At 46.1% G+C, this 20,081-nt stretch carries 11 protein-coding genes; 5 read left to right on the top strand and 6 right to left on the bottom strand.

Annotated elements, in window-relative coordinates; all coding sequences use genetic code 11:
* Positions 1–396: 396 nt before the first annotated feature.
* From pheS to lpxM, 4 genes are all read left to right on the top strand, one after another.
* Positions 397–1,380, top strand: a complete 984-nt coding sequence (gene pheS, locus LZP69_RS05410; RefSeq protein WP_234199167.1) for a phenylalanine--tRNA ligase subunit alpha — start codon at positions 397–399, stop codon at positions 1,378–1,380.
* A gap of 14 nt (positions 1,381–1,394) precedes the next feature.
* Positions 1,395–3,782, top strand: coding sequence for a phenylalanine--tRNA ligase subunit beta (gene pheT, locus LZP69_RS05405; protein ID WP_234199166.1), 2,388 nt, complete (start codon positions 1,395–1,397; stop codon positions 3,780–3,782).
* 4 nt (positions 3,783–3,786) lie between these two features.
* Positions 3,787–4,083 (top strand): integration host factor subunit alpha, encoded by a 297-nt coding sequence (gene ihfA / locus LZP69_RS05400; protein ID WP_234199165.1) that lies wholly within the window; start codon positions 3,787–3,789, stop codon positions 4,081–4,083.
* A gap of 96 nt (positions 4,084–4,179) precedes the next feature.
* Positions 4,180–5,133: a lauroyl-Kdo(2)-lipid IV(A) myristoyltransferase gene (gene lpxM, locus LZP69_RS05395; protein WP_234199164.1), complete on the top strand. Its 954-nt coding sequence runs from the start codon at positions 4,180–4,182 to the stop codon at positions 5,131–5,133.
* Between the two features lie 98 nt (positions 5,134–5,231).
* On the opposite strand, the gene LZP69_RS05390 is transcribed toward lpxM, so the two are convergent.
* Both LZP69_RS05390 and LZP69_RS05385 read right to left on the bottom strand, forming a co-directional pair.
* Positions 5,232–7,388: a M3 family metallopeptidase gene (locus tag LZP69_RS05390; protein WP_234199163.1), complete on the bottom strand. Its 2,157-nt coding sequence runs from the start codon at positions 7,386–7,388 to the stop codon at positions 5,232–5,234.
* A gap of 369 nt (positions 7,389–7,757) precedes the next feature.
* Positions 7,758–8,864 (bottom strand): phosphoribosylaminoimidazolesuccinocarboxamide synthase, encoded by a 1,107-nt coding sequence (locus LZP69_RS05385; protein ID WP_234199162.1) that lies wholly within the window; start codon positions 8,862–8,864, stop codon positions 7,758–7,760.
* A gap of 288 nt (positions 8,865–9,152) precedes the next feature.
* Between LZP69_RS05385 and LZP69_RS05380 the strand changes: the two genes are divergently transcribed.
* Positions 9,153–10,517 (top strand): hypothetical protein, encoded by a 1,365-nt coding sequence (locus tag LZP69_RS05380; RefSeq protein ID WP_234199161.1) that lies wholly within the window; start codon positions 9,153–9,155, stop codon positions 10,515–10,517.
* Between the two features lie 222 nt (positions 10,518–10,739).
* Here LZP69_RS05380 and LZP69_RS16675 read toward each other — a convergent pair whose 3' ends face one another.
* From LZP69_RS16675 to LZP69_RS05360, 4 genes are all read right to left on the bottom strand, one after another.
* Complete coding sequence (locus tag LZP69_RS16675) at positions 10,740–11,729, bottom strand: proprotein convertase P-domain-containing protein (RefSeq protein WP_234199160.1); 990 nt, start codon at positions 11,727–11,729, stop codon at positions 10,740–10,742.
* Positions 11,730–11,828: 99 nt separating this feature from the next.
* Positions 11,829–15,308 carry a S8 family serine peptidase gene (locus LZP69_RS05370; RefSeq protein WP_234199159.1) on the bottom strand — a complete coding sequence of 1,160 codons (3,480 nt, stop codon included), beginning with the start codon at positions 15,306–15,308 and terminating at the stop codon, positions 11,829–11,831.
* Positions 15,309–15,664: 356 nt separating this feature from the next.
* Positions 15,665–17,482, bottom strand: coding sequence for a S8 family serine peptidase (locus LZP69_RS05365; RefSeq protein ID WP_234199158.1), 1,818 nt, complete (start codon positions 17,480–17,482; stop codon positions 15,665–15,667).
* 329 nt (positions 17,483–17,811) lie between these two features.
* Positions 17,812–20,076: a tetratricopeptide repeat protein gene (locus tag LZP69_RS05360; protein ID WP_234199157.1), complete on the bottom strand. Its 2,265-nt coding sequence runs from the start codon at positions 20,074–20,076 to the stop codon at positions 17,812–17,814.
* Between the last annotated feature and the right edge of the window lie 5 nt (positions 20,077–20,081).

The following is a 20,081-nucleotide window of genomic DNA, read 5'->3' as shown; positions in this document are numbered from 1 at the left end:
TTAATTTCTTTCATAACAACTTTGTTTCTCGATTTAAACGCTGTAACAACATGAATTTCTCTAGCCCTGTATTAGCGACACAGCACTTGTCTTGAACAGTATCTTTTGGGCTTTGAAGCGTTTGCTGTTTTTTTCACCGACCTCGGGATTTGAACGGGTTCTTGATGCTTATTTGTCCCATTTTGCGGCGTCAAACAAGATTAAACAGTCTGGTGTCGTCAGCTAAATTGATCGGCTTGTTTTCTCATGGATTTTGTTGGAAAAATTCCAAATAAGCCCTAGTCAAATGCCTTATGGTCACGTAAAATTTGTCTCTTTTTCTATTTTCGAAAGATGAATAGTTAGTCTATATAGAAGTCTTGGCTCCGAAGCGGGGCGGGCAAACTGGAAGAGATGATGTCACAGTTAACAGAAATCGTAGAACAGGCCTTAGCGGCCATCGAAGGGACTGACTCACTGAAGACCCTCGATGACCTTCGTGTCGATTACCTGGGTAAGAAGGGTAAGATCACCGACATGATGAAGTTGATGGGAACCCTGAGTGCTGAAGAGAAACCTGCTTTTGGTCAGGCAGTTAACCAGGCGAAGCAGGCTGTTCAGCAAAAGCTTTCTGAGCGTATCGAAGGTTTAAAAGCCCAGGAACTTGAGGCTAAATTAACCGCCGAAAGCATAGATGTGTCCCTGCCAGGTCGCCGCATCGACAATGGCGGTCTTCACCCCGTGACTCGTACCATAGAACGTATCGAAACCTTCTTCGGTGAACTTGGTTTTAGCGTAAAGCAAGGCCCTGAAATTGAAGATGATTTTCATAATTTTGATGCATTGAATATCTCCGAGCACCATCCGGCCCGTGCCGATCATGATACTTTCTACTTCAATCCCAAGTTGATGCTGCGTACCCAGACCTCAGGCGTACAGATCCGCACCATGGAAACGGAAAAGCCACCACTGCGTATCATCTCTCCAGGCCGTGTTTACCGTAACGATTACGATCAGACTCACACGCCTATGTTCCATCAGGTTGAAGGCTTGATGGTGGATGAAAACGTAAACTTCGCAGAGCTCAAAGGAATTTTGCACGACTTTTTGCGTAACTTCTTCGAAGAGGATCTGCAGGTACGTTTCCGTCCATCTTATTTCCCCTTCACTGAGCCTTCGGCCGAAGTGGATGTGATGGGTAAGAATGGCAAATGGCTTGAGGTGTTGGGCTGCGGCATGGTGCATCCAAATGTACTGCGTAGCGTTGGCATCGATCCGGAAAAATATCAAGGTTTCGCCTTCGGTATGGGGGTGGAGCGTCTCTCTATGTTGCGTTATGGCGTTAACGACTTGCGTTCATTCTTCGAAAACGATCTGCGTTTTCTTAAGCAATTCAAATAACGGAGCTTTTTATAATGAAATTTAGCGAATCTTGGCTTCGTGAGTGGGTTAACCCGAGTGTAAGTCGTGAAGAGTTGGGCCATCAAATTACCATGGCCGGTCTGGAAGTCGATGGCATAGAGGCCGTGGCGCAAGCCTTCAGCGGCGTGATCGTCGGTGAAGTGGTGGAGTGTGGTCAGCATCCGGATGCGGATAAACTGCGTGTCACTAAGATCAACGTCGGCGAAGATGAACTGATCGATATCGTCTGCGGCGCGCCTAACTGCCGCTTAGGCTTAAAAGTGGCTGTGGCCATGGTAGGCGCAGTGCTGCCGGGCGATTTTAAAATTAAGAAGGCTAAACTGCGTGGTCAGCCCTCTTTCGGTATGCTTTGTTCCTACAGCGAACTGGGCATAGATATCGAGAGTGACGGCATTATCGAGTTGCCACAGGATGCACCAGTGGGACGGGACATTCGTCAATATCTGGATCTGGATGATGCCATCATAGATGTGGACCTGACCGCGAACCGCGCCGACTGCTTGGGCATGGTTGGTCTTGCCCGTGAGGTAGGGGTATTAAACCGTCAGGCGGTCATTGAGCCGACCTGGGAAGCTGTTACTGCGACTATCGATGCCGCCGTGGTGCTTGATAACCAGGCCCCAAGCGCATGTCCTCGTTATTTGGGTCGTGTCGTCAAAAACGTGAATGTAAAAGCGGCAACGCCACTCTGGATGCAGGAAAAACTGCGTCGTAGCGGCATTCGCTCTATCGATCCTATCGTCGATATCACTAACTATGTGCTGATCGAATATGGTCAGCCTATGCACGCTTTCGATCTGGCGACCCTAGAAGGGGATATCACTATTCGCCTGGGCGATGGTGAAGAAAAGCTGACGCTGCTCGATGGTAGCGAAGTCACTGTTCCTGCCGATACCTTAGTGATTAGCGACAAACAAAAAGCCTTGGCCTTGGCCGGCGTGTTTGGCGGAGAAGCCTCGGGCGTGACTGGGTCCACTCAGGATATTCTGCTGGAATGTGCTTTCTTCGCGCCTTTAGCCATTATGGGTAAATCACGTCGTTTAGGCTTGCATACCGACTCATCGCACCGTTTTGAGCGTGGTGTCGATCCTGAACTGCAGGCAAAGGTGATGGACAGAGCCACACGTCTGGTGCTGGATATCTGCGGCGGTGAAGCTGGCCCTGTGGTCGAGTCTAAATCAGAGGAACATCTGCCAAAGCCAGCCCAAATAACCCTGCGTCGCAGTAAGTTAGATCGTATTCTCGGTCATCATATCAGCGATAGCGATGTGGTTGAGATCCTTGAGCGTCTTGGTTTTAGTGTTGAAGCGCGCGAAGGACAGTGGCAGGTGACTACCGCGACGTACCGTTTCGATATGGCGATCGAAGAAGATCTGATTGAAGAGGTCGCCCGTATCTACGGTTATAACAACATCCCTAATACTGCACCGGTTGCGGCGCTGCGTATGCCGGATCACAAAGAATCAGATATCAGCCTCAACCGAGTTCGAGCCATGATGGTAGCCCGGGGTTTCCAGGAGGCTGTGACCTACAGCTTTGTGGATCCTAAGCTGCAGGAAAGAGTACATCCGGGTGAGCAGGCGATGATTCTGCCTAATCCAATCTCAATCGAGATGTCGGCGATGCGTCTGTCCATGATCACAGGTTTATTGCAGGCTGTGGGTTATAACCAGAGTCGTCAGCAAAACCGTGTACGTCTATTTGAAACTGGCTTGCGTTTTGTACCCGACGAAACGGCAGAATCTCAAGTACGTCAACAAGCTATGTTGGGTGCTGTCATCTCGGGTGTTCAAAACGATGAACATTGGGCCATGGAGTCAAAAACCGTTGACTTTTTTGATCTTAAAGGCGATTTAGAAGCGATTATCGGCTTGACAGTATCTCAGGAAGAATTTACTTTTAAAACAGCATCACATCCGGCTCTTCATCCAGGGCAATGTGCTGAAATATTAAGAAATGATCGAGTAATTGGTGTCATTGGTGCCGTTCACCCGAGTTTGGAAAAGCCTTTCGGACTGAATGGCAAAACAATCGTTTTCGAACTTGAATTAGACGCTTTATTACATGCAAGTTTGCCTCAAGCTCAGGCTGTATCTAAGTTTCCAGCAAACCGTCGCGACATAGCCGTACTCATCGACGAGGGTATACCTGCGGGTGATGTTGTAAATTTAGTAAGAAAAGTTGGCGAAAATCAGTTGGTTGGCTTAAACTTGTTCGACGTATATCAGGGTAAAGGTGTAGAACCAGGCAAAAAGAGTCTGGCGATTGCACTTACACTACAAGACAACGCTCGTACGCTTGAAGAAAAAGAAATTACTGAGATGGTCGAAAAGGTGGTTTCTGAGCTCAAGTCAGAGTTCAACGCATTGTTGAGGGATTAAAAGTATGGCACTTACCAAAGCCGAAATGGCAGAACATCTTTTTGAAAAGCTTGGAATTAATAAGCGAGTGGCGAAAGAGATGGTTGAGGAGTTTTTCGAAGAGATTCGTCAAGCACTCGAAAACGGTGAGCAGGTCAAGTTATCCGGCTTTGGCAACTTTGACTTAAGGGACAAGAATCAAAGACCGGGAAGAAACCCTAAAACAGGTGAAGATATCCCTATTTCGGCTCGCCGTGTGGTGACTTTCCGTCCTGGACAGAAGTTAAAAAGCCGGGTTGAGAAGGAAAACGCGGGCAAATAGTCTGGTTTGATCACAGTAGAAGGCCACTCAATGAGTGGCTTTTTCTGTTTGTTAACACTGTATTTTCAATGGTTTACAAGTGAGAGGTTGAAGTACTTGTCTTCTACTACCCCTAAATATTTTGATCGGCGTTTTCAATTTCAATTATTGCATCCTAAGTTCTGGCCGACTTGGCTTGCTATCATTGTGCTGGTTATTTTTGGCCTGATGCCCGCTTGGCTAAGGGATCCTATTGCGCGGTTGTTGGCGCGTCTGGTTAAGCTCATCGCCAAAAAGCCCCTCAGGGTGGCGCGAGCAAATTTAGTCACTTGCTTTCCAGAAAAAAGCGACGCAGAAATAAACCAGCTATTGCACGATAACATAGAAAATTTTGTGATGATCTTATTGGCTCAGTCTGAACTCTTGGTGCGCTCGAGTGAGAATCTACGTCGCCGGGTAGAGTTGGAAGGCTTTGAGCATGTGCAGCAAGCCCGAGATGCGGGACAGCCGGTGATCTTTATCATGCCCCATGTGTGGGGGATTGAGTATGCTGGCCTGAGACTTAACATAGAGCTGCCTATGGTATCCATGGCAAAACCCCATAAAAATAAGTTGTTTGATTGGTTCAACAACTATATGCGCAGTTCCAAAGGTGGCAACATCTATATGCGCGAGGCGGGGATCCGTGCGCTCTTATCTGAGTTAAAAAATGATAACAGTTTCTTCTATCTGCCCGATGAGGATCTCGGGCCGGATAAGAGTGTATTCGCACCGTTTTTTGCCACAGTCAAAGCGACACTGCCAGTGGTTGGACGGCTCTCGGCAGCGGGTAATGCTCAGGTCATGCCGGTGAAGATAGGTTATGATCAACAGCATCGCAAGTATAAACTGACTGTGATGCCGGCTATCCCACCTGAGCAGATGCAAGGCAAGGAGAGCGAGGCGAAGGCACTGAACCGCGCCGTTGAGCAGGTGATACTGGCGTACCCGGAGCAATATATGTGGTTCTTAAAGGTGCTCCGTACCCGTCCGTTAGGCGAGCCCTCTATCTATAAAGATAAGAAAAAGTAAAAAACGGACAAAAAGAAAATAAAAAACGGCGACCTGAGGTTGCCGTTTTTTATGTGGAATTAAGTACTCATCCACTTATCTGTTTTATTTAAAGGCCGTTAATCCACCAGACCTCGACGCTTTAGCAAGGCATCGATAGTGGGTTTTCTGCCGGTGAAGTGAATGTAATCTTGCATTAAGTCTTCGCTGTTGCCTTTAGAGAGGACATTGTTGCGGAACTTATTGCCATTGATTTGCGTGAGCCCACCGTTTTTGCTCATGAAGTTGAAGGCATCGGCGGCAAACACTTCTGTCCAAAGATAAGCGTAATAGCCTGCAGAGTAGCCGCCGGTAAAGGCGTGGCTGAAATAGGCCGACTTATAACGGGGAGGAACAGGCATAAAGTCGATGCCATGTTTCGCTAAGGCCTGTTGTTCGAACTTCGCCACATTATCCACTTTGGTATCGACGCCGATAGAGTGCCATTCCATGTCCAGAATAGCGGCCGCTAAATACTCTGTCGTATCAAAGCCTTGGCCAAATTTGCTGGCAGCTAATACTTTGTCGAGTAGGTCAGCTGGGATAGCTTCACCCGTTTGGTAGTGCTTAGCGTAGTTAGCCAGCACCAGCGGCTCCACAGCCCAATCTTCATGGGCCTGAGAAGGAAACTCCACGAAATCCCGTGGTGTTGCTGTACCTGCAACACTTGGGTATTTCACATCTGAGAAGAGGCCATGAACCGCATGACCGAACTCATGGAACATGGTGGTCACTTCATCGAAGGTCATCAGGGTTGGACCCGATGCAGGTTTAGGAATATTGAGCGCATTGTAAACCACAGGTTTAGTGCCCATAAGACCGCTTTGGGTGACGAACTCATCCATCCAGGCGCCGCCGTTTTTACCTTCACGGGCGTAGGGGTCAAGATAGAAAATACCCACTGAGGTATCGTCTCTGTTAAACACTTCGAAGGCTAAAACATCTGGGTTCCAAACGGGGAGATCTTTGCGTGATTTGATCGTGATGCCATAGAGTTTATTCATGGCGAAAAACAAACCGTCATTGAGCACGCGGTTAAATTCGAAGTAGGGCGTAACCTGGCTCTGGTCTAAGTCGTATTTCTCTTTACGTACTTTCTCAGCGTAATATGCCCAGTCCCAAGGTTCGAGCTTGAAATCCTGGCCCGATTTTTTGATTTCAGCCTGAATCTCAGCCGCTTCCTCTTTGGCTTTGGCTACTGCCTGTGGCGCTAAGTCATCCAAAATCTGGTAGACGGCGCTAGGCGTCTTTGCCATCTGATCGGCAACTGTATATTCTGCCCAGGAGTTGTAACCCAGCAGGGCCGCTTTTTCAGCATGAAGGTGTGACTGCTTTAGAATATTGGGGCCATTGGTATCCATGGCGCGATGGGCCGAGGTTTCCCAGACACGCTGGCGAAGTTCGCGGTTATTGAGCTGTGTCAGAATAGGTTGGCGCGTCGTATTGACTAAGGTGATAAGGTAGCCGGTTTTACCTGCATCTTTGGCGGCCTGGGCCAGGGTGGCTATCTCGGCATCGGAAAGGCCATCAAGCTCAGCCTTATCTTGGACGATAATCACATCATTTTTAAATGAATCTAACACATTTTTAGAAAACTCAGTGGTGAGGCTGGCAATCTGGGCATTGAGTTCACGCATCTTGGCTTTATCTGTGTCAGAGAGATTGGCTCCGGCGCGCACGAATGTTTGGTAATAGTATTCAGCTAGACGTTGATCTTCCGCATTCAGCTGATCGCGAGATTGATAGACTGAATTAACTCGGGCAAACAGCTGGGGATTTAAGTAAATATTGTCGATATGGGCAGATAATTTAGGTGCCAACTCGGCTTGAAGTGATTGAACGTTTGCATCTGAGTTCATACTCGCCAGGTTGAAGAAGGTTTTTGCGGTGCGAGTTAATAAACCGCCGGCTTTCTCCATGGCGACAATGGTATTGTCGAAGCTGGCGGCTTCTGGGTTGTTTACGATTTTGGTAATTTCGGCATCATGTTCGCTCATACCTTGCTCGAAAGCAGGGGCATAATCGGCGAATTTGATTTTATCAAATTCAGGAGCTTGGTATTGTAATTGACTCGGATGGAGTAGGACATTGCTATCGATAGTGTTAGCGGCTTGAGTTTGGGCAGACGCTTGTGCTGTTGGTTCTTTTGCTGTTGGTGCTTGGGTTGTTGGGGCTTCAGAACAAGCTGAAAGGGCTAGTGCAGTTAAGATAGCCGTTGTAATAATGGACTTACGCATGGGTTCTCCCTAATTGCTGTGCGAACCGATTTTGATTTGCTCTTGTGTAGATCCGCATCAAGCTGTGATTGACGTCTAACCATATCAAGTGAATGTGACTCACATCAAATGCTATTTTTAAGTTTTAATTAAGAAAAATTCATCTAGCCACAAAAACTGTGTTTGGTGCACTTCGGAGTTGAATTCGCGCGTCAATAAATTATGTGAGTGAAAAGGACTAGAGGCTGCGTCAGGTTCGGAGCCTAAATGGAAGGGCCCAAATGAGGGGTTCTGCTAGCGTTAATGACAGACAAAAAAGCCGCAGTAGGTGAGTTATCTACTGCGGCCTGGTATTACACATGGAGTGACGTATTAGTTTGGAGGCTTAATTTAGTCGACGATCAACTGATACTCATCACGCAGTATGTCGATCAACTCCTGACGTGGATTTTCACTCAGGTTCAGCTTCTCGCCTATGATGGTTTCAGCAATACCCACATAGGTATTAGAGATATCCATCATCACTTCGGTCGGTAGCTTGTTGTCACGGGCCAGTGCAAAGCGCTCTGGCATACGCTCTTTGTTGAGCAGAATATCGGGATCGGGGAAGTGGTTAAGCAGCCACTGTCTGAAACCTTCCTTCGATTTTTCGATGATCGATCCATTGCGACGCGCTTCACCATCCCAAATACGCGAGGAATCTGGCGTACCAACTTCATCCATATAGATGAGTTTTTCCTGGCCATTGGCATCCTTGACATAGCCAAATTCAAACTTGGTATCGACGAAAATTTGATCTTGTGCTTCTAAGGCCTCGCTGATCACGGCAAAACCTTCTTTGAGCAGCTTCTCATAGAGATCGATATCACTGTGACTATGGAAGTTGAAGCCTGCTAGGTGACGTTCAATATCCGCGCGCGAGACGTTGACGTCATCCGCTTCTGGAACACCTTCAAGGCCAGTGAGCACGCCCTTGGTCGATGGGGTGATTAACACTTCATCGAGCTTCTGATCTTTCTCAAGACCTTCTGGCAGTGTGATACCACAGAAATCACGCTCACCTTTGCTGTAGGCACGCCACATAGAGCCTGTGATGTATTGTCTTGCAATCGCTTCAACCATGACGGGTTGTGCTTTTTGTACTATCCACACAAAGGGATGCGGTACATCAAGAATATGGCTATCGGCTAAGCCTTTCTCTTTAAATAGTTTGAACCAATGGTTGGAAATCGCATTCAGTGCTGCGCCTTTACCTGGCACACCATTGAGACCATTCTCACCTTGCCAGATGCAGTCGAATGCAGAGATGCGATCGCTGATCACCATGATGGCCAGAGGGGTATCAGCGGGAACATCATAACCTTTTTGTTTGATCAGGCGCGCACTGTCTTCGGCAGTTAACCAGTAAACACTGCGGACTTTGCCTGAGTGAACGGGTTTGTCCGTGCGGATTGGCAGATCATCGTTAACGGCTAAAACTTTGTTTGATTGATTCATAGGGTATTTTTATGTTTCTGTTAGAGGGTAGGATAACGGCGAAATTGTAACAGAACTCACAGTCGACAACAGCTTTTTCCGGTGTGAAAATTGTCTGTTTTTTATAACAAAATGTTGATGGGTATATAACTTTTTAATCTTATGTATTTCTCTATTGTATAAAATGAACAATCTAGTGGAATTTAGCAACTTGCAATTTAGCTGTTACTATTTTACCTTGGTTTTGTGAAATGGACGTTAACAAATTTTTAACAGGCCTGTTTTAGGCCGAAATAAAAGGAAGTGACTATGTACAATAAGGTAATGAATAAAAAACTGATTGCGCTGCTGGTTTCTGCATCTTTGGTGGGATGTGGTGGAAGTGATGATAAGGATGAGGATGACGTCCAGACTCCTGTCGTCGTTACTCCTCCAGCTGAAGTCTCTGTTGAAACGGGCGTATTTATTGACAGTGCTGTTGCGGGTATTGGTTACCGTACTGAAACGCCTGAAGGCGAAGTGCGTGAAGAGGGAGTGACTAACGAAAACGGTGAATATGAATATGTCGAAGGCGATAGTGTTACCTTCTTTATCGGCGATCTTGTTTTCCCTGCGACTGCCGCAACGGGTGTAGTGACACCACTCGATATTGCGGGTACTGATGATGTTACCGATCAGAAAGTGGTTAATATGGTCAGATTGCTGCAAACCCTCGACCAAGACGGCGACCCAGAAAATGGCATCACTATCACTGAAACTGCGGCAAGTGCCGCTGAGCCAGTCGATTTTGATGTTCCCCCTGATGAATTTGCCGCTTCAGATGCAGTAAAAACTGTGATTGAAAATGGTGGTCAAGATACACCTGTTACTGAACTGATTTCAAAAGGTGATGCCCTTGAACATTTAGCTGGTTCTATTTCAGATAACGGAATTCAAGTGGGTGTGGTAGGCGCTTGGACGCAGAAAGAAGTAGATACGGGCGAGCATGTAAATGATATGCTCACTATCATCTTCTACAAAGATGGTACTTATGGCCAGTTTGAAGGTGATGTTGAAGCGCAGCCCGGTGATGAAGAGTATGCCGGTATGGAGTATGGTACTTATACTCGTGATAGTGAAACCGGCCGTATTATGCCTGTTTCTAAATTTGATGGAAACGATGATCGCGGCTTTACCGATTTTATGTCAGAAGATTCACCTGTGCCGCAACTGTTTGGTGAAGTGGTTGATGGCGAGTTAATGCTTTACGTTGATGCCGATGGTGACGGTGATGTTAATGGTGAAGAGGATGGCACTGTAAGTTTCACCCGCTTTCCAAGTGATGGCATCGTTGGCGCTTGGACAATTCAGGATTTCAATGGCGGTGAAGACGAAAATAACTTCCTAACCCTTATCTTCTTTAATGATGGCACCTATATCCACGGTGAAGTGGACTTCGATGATGGTGATGAGGTCTCAGGGATGGAGTGGGGACATTATGAACTTGATGCTGAAACGGGTCGTTTAACTGCTACGCAGTTTGCTGATAAAAATGGCGATACTGGGCTGACGGATTTTGTTGCTGGTTCTGAAGAAGATAAACTATATGCTGAAGTTGATGGTAACAAGTTAATTTTTAGTGTGTATGAAGATGGTGCAACTGAACCAGAAGTACTAACCTTTACTCGTCAATAGACTCACGCTCGTTTATAAAAGTCAAATTCGACAATAGCCGATAAAAAAGTGCGCCTGCTGAATTTAGCAAGGCGCACTTTTTGTTTTTGTATTTAAGTTTTAATGAAAAGAGGGTTATGACAATAATCAATGGTACGATGATTAGGCGAAGAGACTTGCCATTGGGAGTATGGTTTTTTTCGCTTATTACTGTTTAGAGTCAGGTGCAGGAGTCGTTTTCGATTACATTGCTATATAGCCAGAGATGAATAGCTGCCAACCGAGTAGCGATCCCCTGTCGCCAGCAGCGAGATCAGAGACCTTAAGTACCCAGTTTCCATTGATCGGTTCATTATTGAAATGATCGGTTTGATATTCTTGCACTCGATTGTCTTTGGTGACATTACTTTGATTTTCAAGCTTGTAGATGGTGCCCATGGGGGAGGTTAGGGTCATGGAGAGCTCTCTTTGTAATGGGTGTGATATTTTGACTAATATGCGTACGTCAAAAGCGGTAATGGCATCTTCTATCATGATGCCACTCATTATGCCTTCAGGAGTATTGTCGGTAATGGAGAGCTCGGTGAGATTACTTTGTTCAATTTGACGCATGTCGCTAGGCAATAGTCGAAGATTAACCCTTTGCTGTTTAACCCAATGGTCGTTATCGGCCGCTGCAGTAATGGTAAACATATAGTCTCCCCAGCGAGAATTAATACTCGATGGTACTGAAAGGCTAAAAGTTTCACCAGGGCGGATCCTTTGTTTAGACAGTTTGGCTCCGGGCAGGGAGGATGCGAGGCTTAAGCAGATGCTGCCCTGCCAATGATTGTTACCCTGTATCGAGAAGTGATAGGTAGCGGTTTCGCCGACGGACTTACTCAGGTTATCTTCGGCAACTGAGAGTGTGAAACCAGAGGTTAATACCTTTTCCATCTTTTTTGGGTTTGTTACAGATGTGTATTCAAGGTCTGCCGTTGGGTTGACTGATGAATTACCCTTTTTGTCATTCTTGTTGTCGCTATTAGCGTCAATCAGGCCGTGTTTGATCTCATCCAAGGGAAAGACGGTATTGTATCGAGAATAAACATGTTCAATGGTGATAATGTCGGGTTCAAGTATATCGAAAAGTGGATCGTTAAATCTCATCTGATCGATGTGAAACTTGCTAGCCCCCATGCACTCGGGGGAGAGTGTGAAGAGAATAAACAGTGAAAGGGTGGATATTTTCACTTCTTTTATGCCTCAGTTATTCGCTGTATGGGTTAAAGCGGAAACCCATGTTGATAAAATAGAAAAAGAGGGTCCTTTACAGGACCCTCCATGTTGGTTTTAGTTTTTCTTACCTTTGCTCTTATGAGTAGCCACAATGGTTTCCTCTGAAGAACAGGTGCTTGTGCCAGTTTCACAAACTTGGTAAGTGAAGCTAGTCGCGGTTGAGCTAAAGCGGTCTGTGTAGCTTGTTTTTCTTACACCAGAGCTTACTAGGGCACCGTCGCGGTATACATCGAAGTTTACTTTATTCTTCGAAGTCCAAGACAAGCTGGCTACTACACGGTCACCTGAGGTTTCTGCGCTGCCTTCTAGTACGATAGATGGCTCAGTTACAGTCACTTCTTTAGTGATTGAGTGCTCGGCACCGTCATCATCGCTTACAGTTAGGGTTACAGTGTAAGTACCCGCAGCTGCGTAGCTGTGTGAAGGGTTAGCTAGCGTTGAGCTCGCGCCGTCACCGAAGTCCCAAGACCATGTGCTTACCGCACCGTCGGTATCACCAGATAGGTCAGAGAACTGTACGCTAAGGTCAGTAGCTGCGAAGCTGAAGTCAGCTACTGGCGCCACGTTAGCTGGTGCATCTACAACTTTTAGCGTTACTTGCTTAGAGTCGAATGCGTCATCAGAGTCCCAGGCTACCGCTGTAACTATGTGGTCGCCAACGCTTAGTGAGCTAGTGCTGAATAGACCGCCAGAACCAATTTTACCGTTGAAGTTTGAGTACCAATCAAGACGGTCACTGATGTTACCTTCTTCGGCGTCGATAGCCGTTGCTTTGAAGGTTACGCTGTCACCAACTGTGAATGAAGTACCACCAGTAGGCGCAGTAATAGTCACTACAGGCTTAGTGTTCTCAGCCGGTGGTTCAACAACGGCGTCACCATTAGATACTGAGATGCTCCAGCTGTTTAACACACCAAGCATTTCATAGCTTGACGTATCTTCAGCGTATAGGCGCCATTTACCCTTGCTTGACTCACCTGCGTATTCTACTGGAGTAAAGGTATGAACTAGGTCTTTATTCCAGAAATCACGCCAAGTTACTAGCTTAACCAAAGTACCAGATGGAGACTGTAACCATACGTTCAGGTGTTGAGCATAGTTAGCTGAAATATCAACACTTACTTCCATTGCATCGATAGCAACACCGGTAGGTAGGTCGATTTCTGTGAACACACGGCCGCCAAACTCAGGAAGTGCAATGGCTGTGTTGTTAGAACCACTTACCGTAGTGTTAGCGTTCGCTACAGAGAACTCAACAGTTTGGTTCGTTGTTTGACCAGCAGAGTCGGTAACAGCAGCCGTTACTAGGTGATCGCCTACAGATAGGTCAGATTTAGTGAAGGTTGCACCGTTACCGATTACACCATCAACGTTTGATGTCCAAACTACGCTTGCAGTCAGGTCACCGTCTTCAGTGTCGCCAGCGCTGGCTGTGAAGCTTACTGCTTCGCCCGCTAGGAAGGCACTGTTGTTGAAAGGTGCAGCAATAGCAACGTTAGGAGCGAAGTCAGTAGCACCTAGTGGCGCGCCGCTTAGCTTCAGTGTCCAGTTGTTTAGGATACCGGCATTGTTGTTTTCGTGGTCTTCTACTCGTAGCGTCCAGTTACCTAGAGCGTTATCAAGCTCGTGGTCGTAGTTTACAAAGTTCATCTCAAGACGGTTAGTGCCTTGGCCTTCGAAGCGACGAAGTACAGACTCTTTACCGTTAGGTGCAACTAGTTTGATAACCAGGTCTTGGATAGCGTCGTGCGTGATATCAACATAACCTTCAACCTGAGTGATGATCATCTCATGAGGTACATTGATTACGCTCTCAGCTGGTGACTCAGGCGTATCGTCTTCAATCAACACTGCTTCGTTGTTGCTGAAGCTGGTTGTGATGCTGCCTTCAGGCCATACACGTAGTGTTAGAGGTAATGTCTTAGTGATGTCACCGTCTACCGCAGTTACCGTCATCTGGTAAGTACCAGGGTTGGTCGCAGTGGTGGTGTTGATAGTCATAGTTGTAGACGTATCGGCAACAACTGGGTTTTGACTAAATACTACTTCTGCATCTAGAGCTGGAACAGTTGATAGGCTAAGCTCTGCATCGCCATCGAAACCACCGGCTGCAGTTAGGTCGATAACGTACTCTTGGCCTTCGCCTTGGTTAACCGTTGCAGCTACAGGCGTTGCACTCATAAAGAATGAAGGACCTGTACCGCCTGAATCTGCAAGGGCATTAAACACGTTCATGCGCTTGCCGTTGATGGTTTTACCTTGTAACGCTTCTACGGTATCACCCGTGTTCATTAGGATGTCTTTAAGCTGCGCAGTTGTCAGGTTAGGGTTACCAGATAATAGAAGCGCTGCAGCACCGGCTACGTGAGGTGTGGCCATTGAAGTACCGCTTAGGGTGTCATACTCGCCACCAGGTACGGTAGATACAATGAATGAACCAGGAGCTGCGATGTGTACCAGCTCGTCACCGAAGTTTGAGAAACCAGAAAGGTTGTCTTGACTGTCAGTAGAGGCAACCGCCAATACGTTTGGTACATCGTAACCTGCAGGGTAGAAACCACCGGCATCGATATCTGAAGCATCGTTACCTGCTGCCGCTACGAAGAGGATGTCGGCATTGTTTGCTGCTGTGATTGCATCTTTAAGAGATTGAGCGAAACCACCGCCACCCCAGCTGTTGTTAAGAACGCGGATGTTGTTACCAGCATTTTTTAGACCGATCATATAGTCGATACACTGAACGCCATCGGCTAGGGTACCGCCTTGTGAACCAAGGAAGCTACAACCTACCATTTTGGTACGCCAGCTTACACCAGCAACACCTAAGTTATTGTTACCTTCAGCACCGATAGTACCTGCTACGTGAGTACCGTGTAGGTCTGTATCTTGAGGGTTACCATTGTCTAGGATGGCAGAGATACCGTGGATGTCATCGATATAACCGTTACCGTCGTCATCGATACCGTTTCCAGGGATTTCGTTCGGGTTGCGCCAGATGTTATTTACAAGGTCAGGATGTTGGAAGTCGAAACCTGTATCAATAACACCAACAAGTACAGATGCATCACCGATAGTGTAATCCCATGCCGCTTCGGCAGAGATTTTTTGCATGCCGTAAAGGTTTACATAGCCAGGATCATTTGGAATTGCTTGGTGCTTAACGATGAAGTTAGGCTCTGCGTACTCTACAAGTGGGTGGTTTTTAAGGCCAGCCAATACCGCTTCTACTTTACGGCCTTGACCTAGGTTTAGTACCGCAAGACGACCGTTAGCAATGTTACGTACGCGGTCATCAACACCATCGTTGTTTTTATCTTTGAAAGATACACCTAGGTTGCGAGTAAGCTCTTTACGATCTTTTTTATCTACTTTTTGTTTGAATTTTACGATAACTGATTGTTGATCGTACTGAGGCGCTGCTTTTAGCGGAGCTTGCGCTACAGCTAAAGCTACTGGGCTGATACCTGCTAATAGAGTGGTACCTACTAGGGTATTGATTAGTTTGGAAGATGATTTCTTGGGCGTTTTCATCATCTGATCTCCTATTGTATTAAATTTGTAAGTACTTAGTGTTGTCGCACTCAGTAACTTTATGAGGTCTTCAATCGGGCTATAGCACATACAAATGTATGCGGTATGTATACATTTATATACCTTAGCTTGGTTTTGATCAACATTTGTTTATCAAAAATGTCACAAAACTGTATTAAATGTGTATTTTTGTATACAAATCAAATGAGGTTATAGAATGAATGATGTGTAATAGTTTGAATTTACGTGAATTTATTTAATTGTTGGACAATCTATAGCTTAAATCGCTGGTGAAGTTCTTATTGGGGAGTAAAGCAGAGATCTGAGTGATCTCTGCTCATAGGGGAAATGTGCTGAACTTAGAAGCTAACGCTTTGATTTTCTGTACAGTGCTGAGTATTTTCCTCACAAGCTTTGTAGTTGAAACTACCGCTTTCCTTGCGACTAAAGCTGTCGGTATAGATACTGTTTGCTGATACAGTAGCAATGATTTGCTCGTTTCGATAAAGATCTATCTTTGAGTTTGATGGCGAAATAGCCGTCAGGTTAACTCTATGCTTTCCACGAGCAAATTCATATTCTGCCGTTAAGCTAAGGGTATCTGGTAGGCTATCTTGGCCGTCACAACCGTGGTTTTGTAAGTAGTCATATGCCGCCTTAGCCTTGACAATACCGTAGCCAAAATACTCATCGTGTCCCTGAATACCTTGATCTTCAGCCGTTGCTTTTAATGCTTGGCGGATCTCGCTACCGCTACACTGAGGGAAGTTTGACCAAATCAAAGCAGCAATACCTGATACGGCAGGGGTTGCCATAGAAGTCCCACTCATATAGCCATAATCACCACTTGAGATAGATATTGATGCCTGAACCGCCGCGATAATAGCAGTACGGTCAGCTAAACTTGCACCGATAGCAGGAATATGTGTGCTATTGGTTTCACCTAGGGTGCCATATAACATTCCATCGACATTATTGATGATAATGGCACCGACACCACCTGAAGCCTCGCAGTTTGCCACCTTGTCGTGGAATGAGATATTGCCGCGATCGATAACGCAAACTTTACCTATAGCGCCACTATCTATGGTTTCTGCGGTGCCCATGAAATAGGTATTTCCGTCAGCGGTACCGATATTCTCCATTGCAGATGCTTCATAGTAGACATTGTCAGCAGAGATTGAGGCGAGGGTGGCCATTTGTGCAGGATAGGTTGACAATGTTTGTACGCCACCGGCAGTCACTTCTACACAGGTGTTTTCATCCATTGTCGCACGTTTACCACGGCCGCTGCTGCAACTTGGAAATTGTGAGAAATTGGCAATATTGTTATCTGCATCGTTGGCACCAACCATCATGACGGCAGGATACCCTGCTGGATATGAGCGTGTATTGTTACCGTCGTTACCTGCAGCGGCAACGACTAGTCCGCCTGCCTGACTAAAGGCCTCAAATGCATTGGACTCGACGCTGTTAGCACCACCACCGCCTAAGCTCATACTAATGATGTTAGCTCCGGCTTGACTACAAAGGTTAGTAGCGTGAGCCAGATCAGAAGAGTAGGCCCATCCACTGGCGGTAAACACCTTTATGATGTGCATCTCTACCCCAGGAGCCATACCGACGACACCGAAGCCATTATCCATTGCTCCTATCGTTCCGGCAACATGAGTTCCATGAGGACCACCGTTAATATCCCAATCACCGGTGCCAGAGTCGTTGTCACCGCTGATCGCTCCCCAGTTAAAGTCGGGATTAGATCTGTCGAGTCCGGAGTCTATTACACATACTTTGATGCCGGCACCAGGTACAAAACTGACTTGATCGGCTTGGGACTGATATACCGCATATGGGGTCAGCTGTGTCAATGTAGGATCCCCTACACCGTCTTGATACAAAGATTGTAGTTCGCGGCGTTGATCTTCTTCGATCAGTTGTACATGAGGATTATTTAGCAGGCCTTTGACTTGTATTAGGTCTTGGTCGTTAAAGCTTGCGGCGAAGAAGCCCTCTCCATCAAGGTTGATTGTTGCGCCTGATTTGATTGCCAAGGCTTTTATAATGCCCTTATGTTGGTTATCTACTTGGATAACATAGCGGTTATCAGCTGCTTGACTCGAGGTTGCAAAACTGAAGGTGATAAAAGATATCAAACCTGCTAATTTACTGATTTTCATAGCATATTCTCCATAAGCTTTAGAGGTGCAGCAAGTGGTATCGGTGAAGGTTCATTTTCTTTACGCGATACACATTGGCTGGTGTACATGTCCTGTTGCTGTTTAATGTTCTATGGTTGGGTTAAGTTCATAACCGCATAACCTAGCTAACGGGGATGACTTGCTAGGGATATTCAGCTACGAAAGTATACATTTATATACAAAAATATTTATTTGATCAAATTTATTTAACAATTAGAAAACATTTATTGGCTGAAGGTGGGATTACAGGAAAAAGTAACGCAATTTAACGGATAAATGGCGTTACCGTCATTAGATGGGAATGTTGGCTATACTTTATTGTTTTCTTTCAAAAACTTTTTTTGTAAAGGACAGGAGAGTGATAATTTAGCTCCTCCCAAATCGGAGGAGGAGATTGTGAGACTACCGCTATGGGCTTGGCATATTTTTTTCGCGAGGGCGAGGCCTAAACCTATACCTCCAGAGTCACGACATCGACTTTGATCGAGTCTGATAAAAGGTTCGAAGACCCTTTCTCTCTGCTCGTCAGGGATCCCTGGGCCATCATCTTCGATAATAATCTTGATGGTTGATTTTTCTTGCTTGAGTGTGATGAGCACTTGTGAGCGGGCAAAGCGAGCCGCATTTCGTATGATGTTAGAACATGCCCGTGCTATTTGATTACTATCGGCCTCAATTAAAATAGTTTGGCTTTGGTTAACCTCCAGTTTAAATGTTTTATCGGGATAGAGAACGGTATTGGCATCAATTAACTCACTGAGTAATTTATTAAGGTTGACCTGTGAGAGTTGCAATGGATGGGATTGATTTTCGAGTTGAATAAAATCGAGCGCTTCTTTGATTAGTTTTTCCAGTTCGCTAAGGCCGTTATTGATAGTGTTGATCAGGCGAGTCGGTTTACTTGGCTCAAATTGTTCTTCAATCATGTCAAATGCCAGCTGAACCCTGGCGAGGGGCGAGCGAAATTCATGAGCAACCGCTTGTATTAACTCACGTTGAGATTGGATATTCTGATTGAGTGAGACATTGATCTTGCGCTGATGACGACGATTTACCAGTAGCAGAATAATGATGAACAATACGCTCAGGCCTGCAATCCAAACATTGCGCTGCAAGCTGTGCTGTGCCAGCTGAGTTTTCTGCAGTTGCTGATCGGCTTGCAGCAATTTAATCTGTTGTTCTTGCTGCTCGGCTTCAAAATGGCTGAGGAGAAAGGCCAATCGTTGATCGCTCTCTGAATTAAACATCTCATCGTTCACTTGCTTCAACGCTTCGTGACTTTCCAGTGCAGCCTCCGATTGGCCTAAGTTTTTGTAGAGTAAATAGCGAAATTCGTGGGCGTCCCGAACCATGAGTTTATCTTGCAGTTGTTGGGCGCTGTTTAACGCTGTGGCGCTTAGAGAGAGGGCCTGTTCATTGTTGCCACGTAATTTCTCAACTTTGGCTAGGGTTAACAAGCCGTATGGATTGAGTGAGACAATCCCCAGACTGTTGGCCTGACTAAGCCCCGTGGTGATCTGCTCGTAGGCCTGCTCAGGATTGTTGAGTTCGATATAAGCATTAGCTAAGTCCATATGGATTCTCGCCTCTAACGCCGTATCCGGGATGGTCTGTGCTAGCGATAATGCCTGTTGATATTGCAGTAATGCTGATTCAAGTTGATGTTTGTGTAGGTGTACCATGCCGAGGTTACCGTGGATCTCGGCAATGCCTTGTTTGTCCTTTAATGATTCATAGTAACCCAAGGAGCGTTGTAGGTGAGAAATTGCCTGTTCACTGTCTTTTAGATAGAAATAAGTCAGTCCGATATTACCCAAGATTTGTGCCAAACCCGGGAGATCATTGAGCTCTTCACGAATCTTTCTTGATTGCAGTTGGTAGTCCAGTGCCAAGCTGTAGTTACCGCTAGTACCATACATGTTGGCGATGTTATTGAGTGAAACAGCGATGCCTTTCTCATCACCCAATTGCTTCTGTATGTTGAAGGCTTGGGTGAAATAGTTTAATGCTTTCTCTGGTTGACCAATGGTTTGATAGATAATTGCAATATAGTTTGTGGTACTGGCGATACCTCTGAGATCTTGCTCCTGTTTAGCAATCTCCTGTGCCTGCTGGAAGGTCTTCAGAGCCGTTTGATAATCCGCTTTACGCCAATAAATGATGCCTTGCATCGTATGGGCTGTCAGCTGTCCACGAAGATCATCAATCATTGTGGAGAGCTGTTTAGCCTGATTGGTATACTGCTGGGCCTTCTCATATTGACTGAGAGAGACATAAATCCAGGCCATATTATTAAGAACAATAACCTGACGGCTATCATCTGGCCAACGAGAGAACAGGCTAAGAGCTTGTTCTCCATAGGCCAGACTCTTGAGGGGATCGTTGTCGCGATAGTGTTTGACCAGCGCTGTGAGCACCTCTGCTTGTTGCGCTTGTGGGATACTCGATAGTTGTGCTTCTTGTTGGACGATGTCAGTCTTTGCCTCTGGAGGATCAATACGTGCTGTGATCCCGACTAGAGTGAAGCTGATCAGTATAGTGAGTATTAATAGGGCAATAAGCTTTATTCGCATTTGAG

The sequence above is a fragment of the Shewanella sp. AS1 genome, from assembly GCF_021412565.1.
Classification (GTDB): domain Bacteria; phylum Pseudomonadota; class Gammaproteobacteria; order Enterobacterales; family Shewanellaceae; genus Shewanella.
Note: the sequence above shows the minus strand (reverse complement) of the source record. Positions and strands in the feature narration are given on the sequence as shown.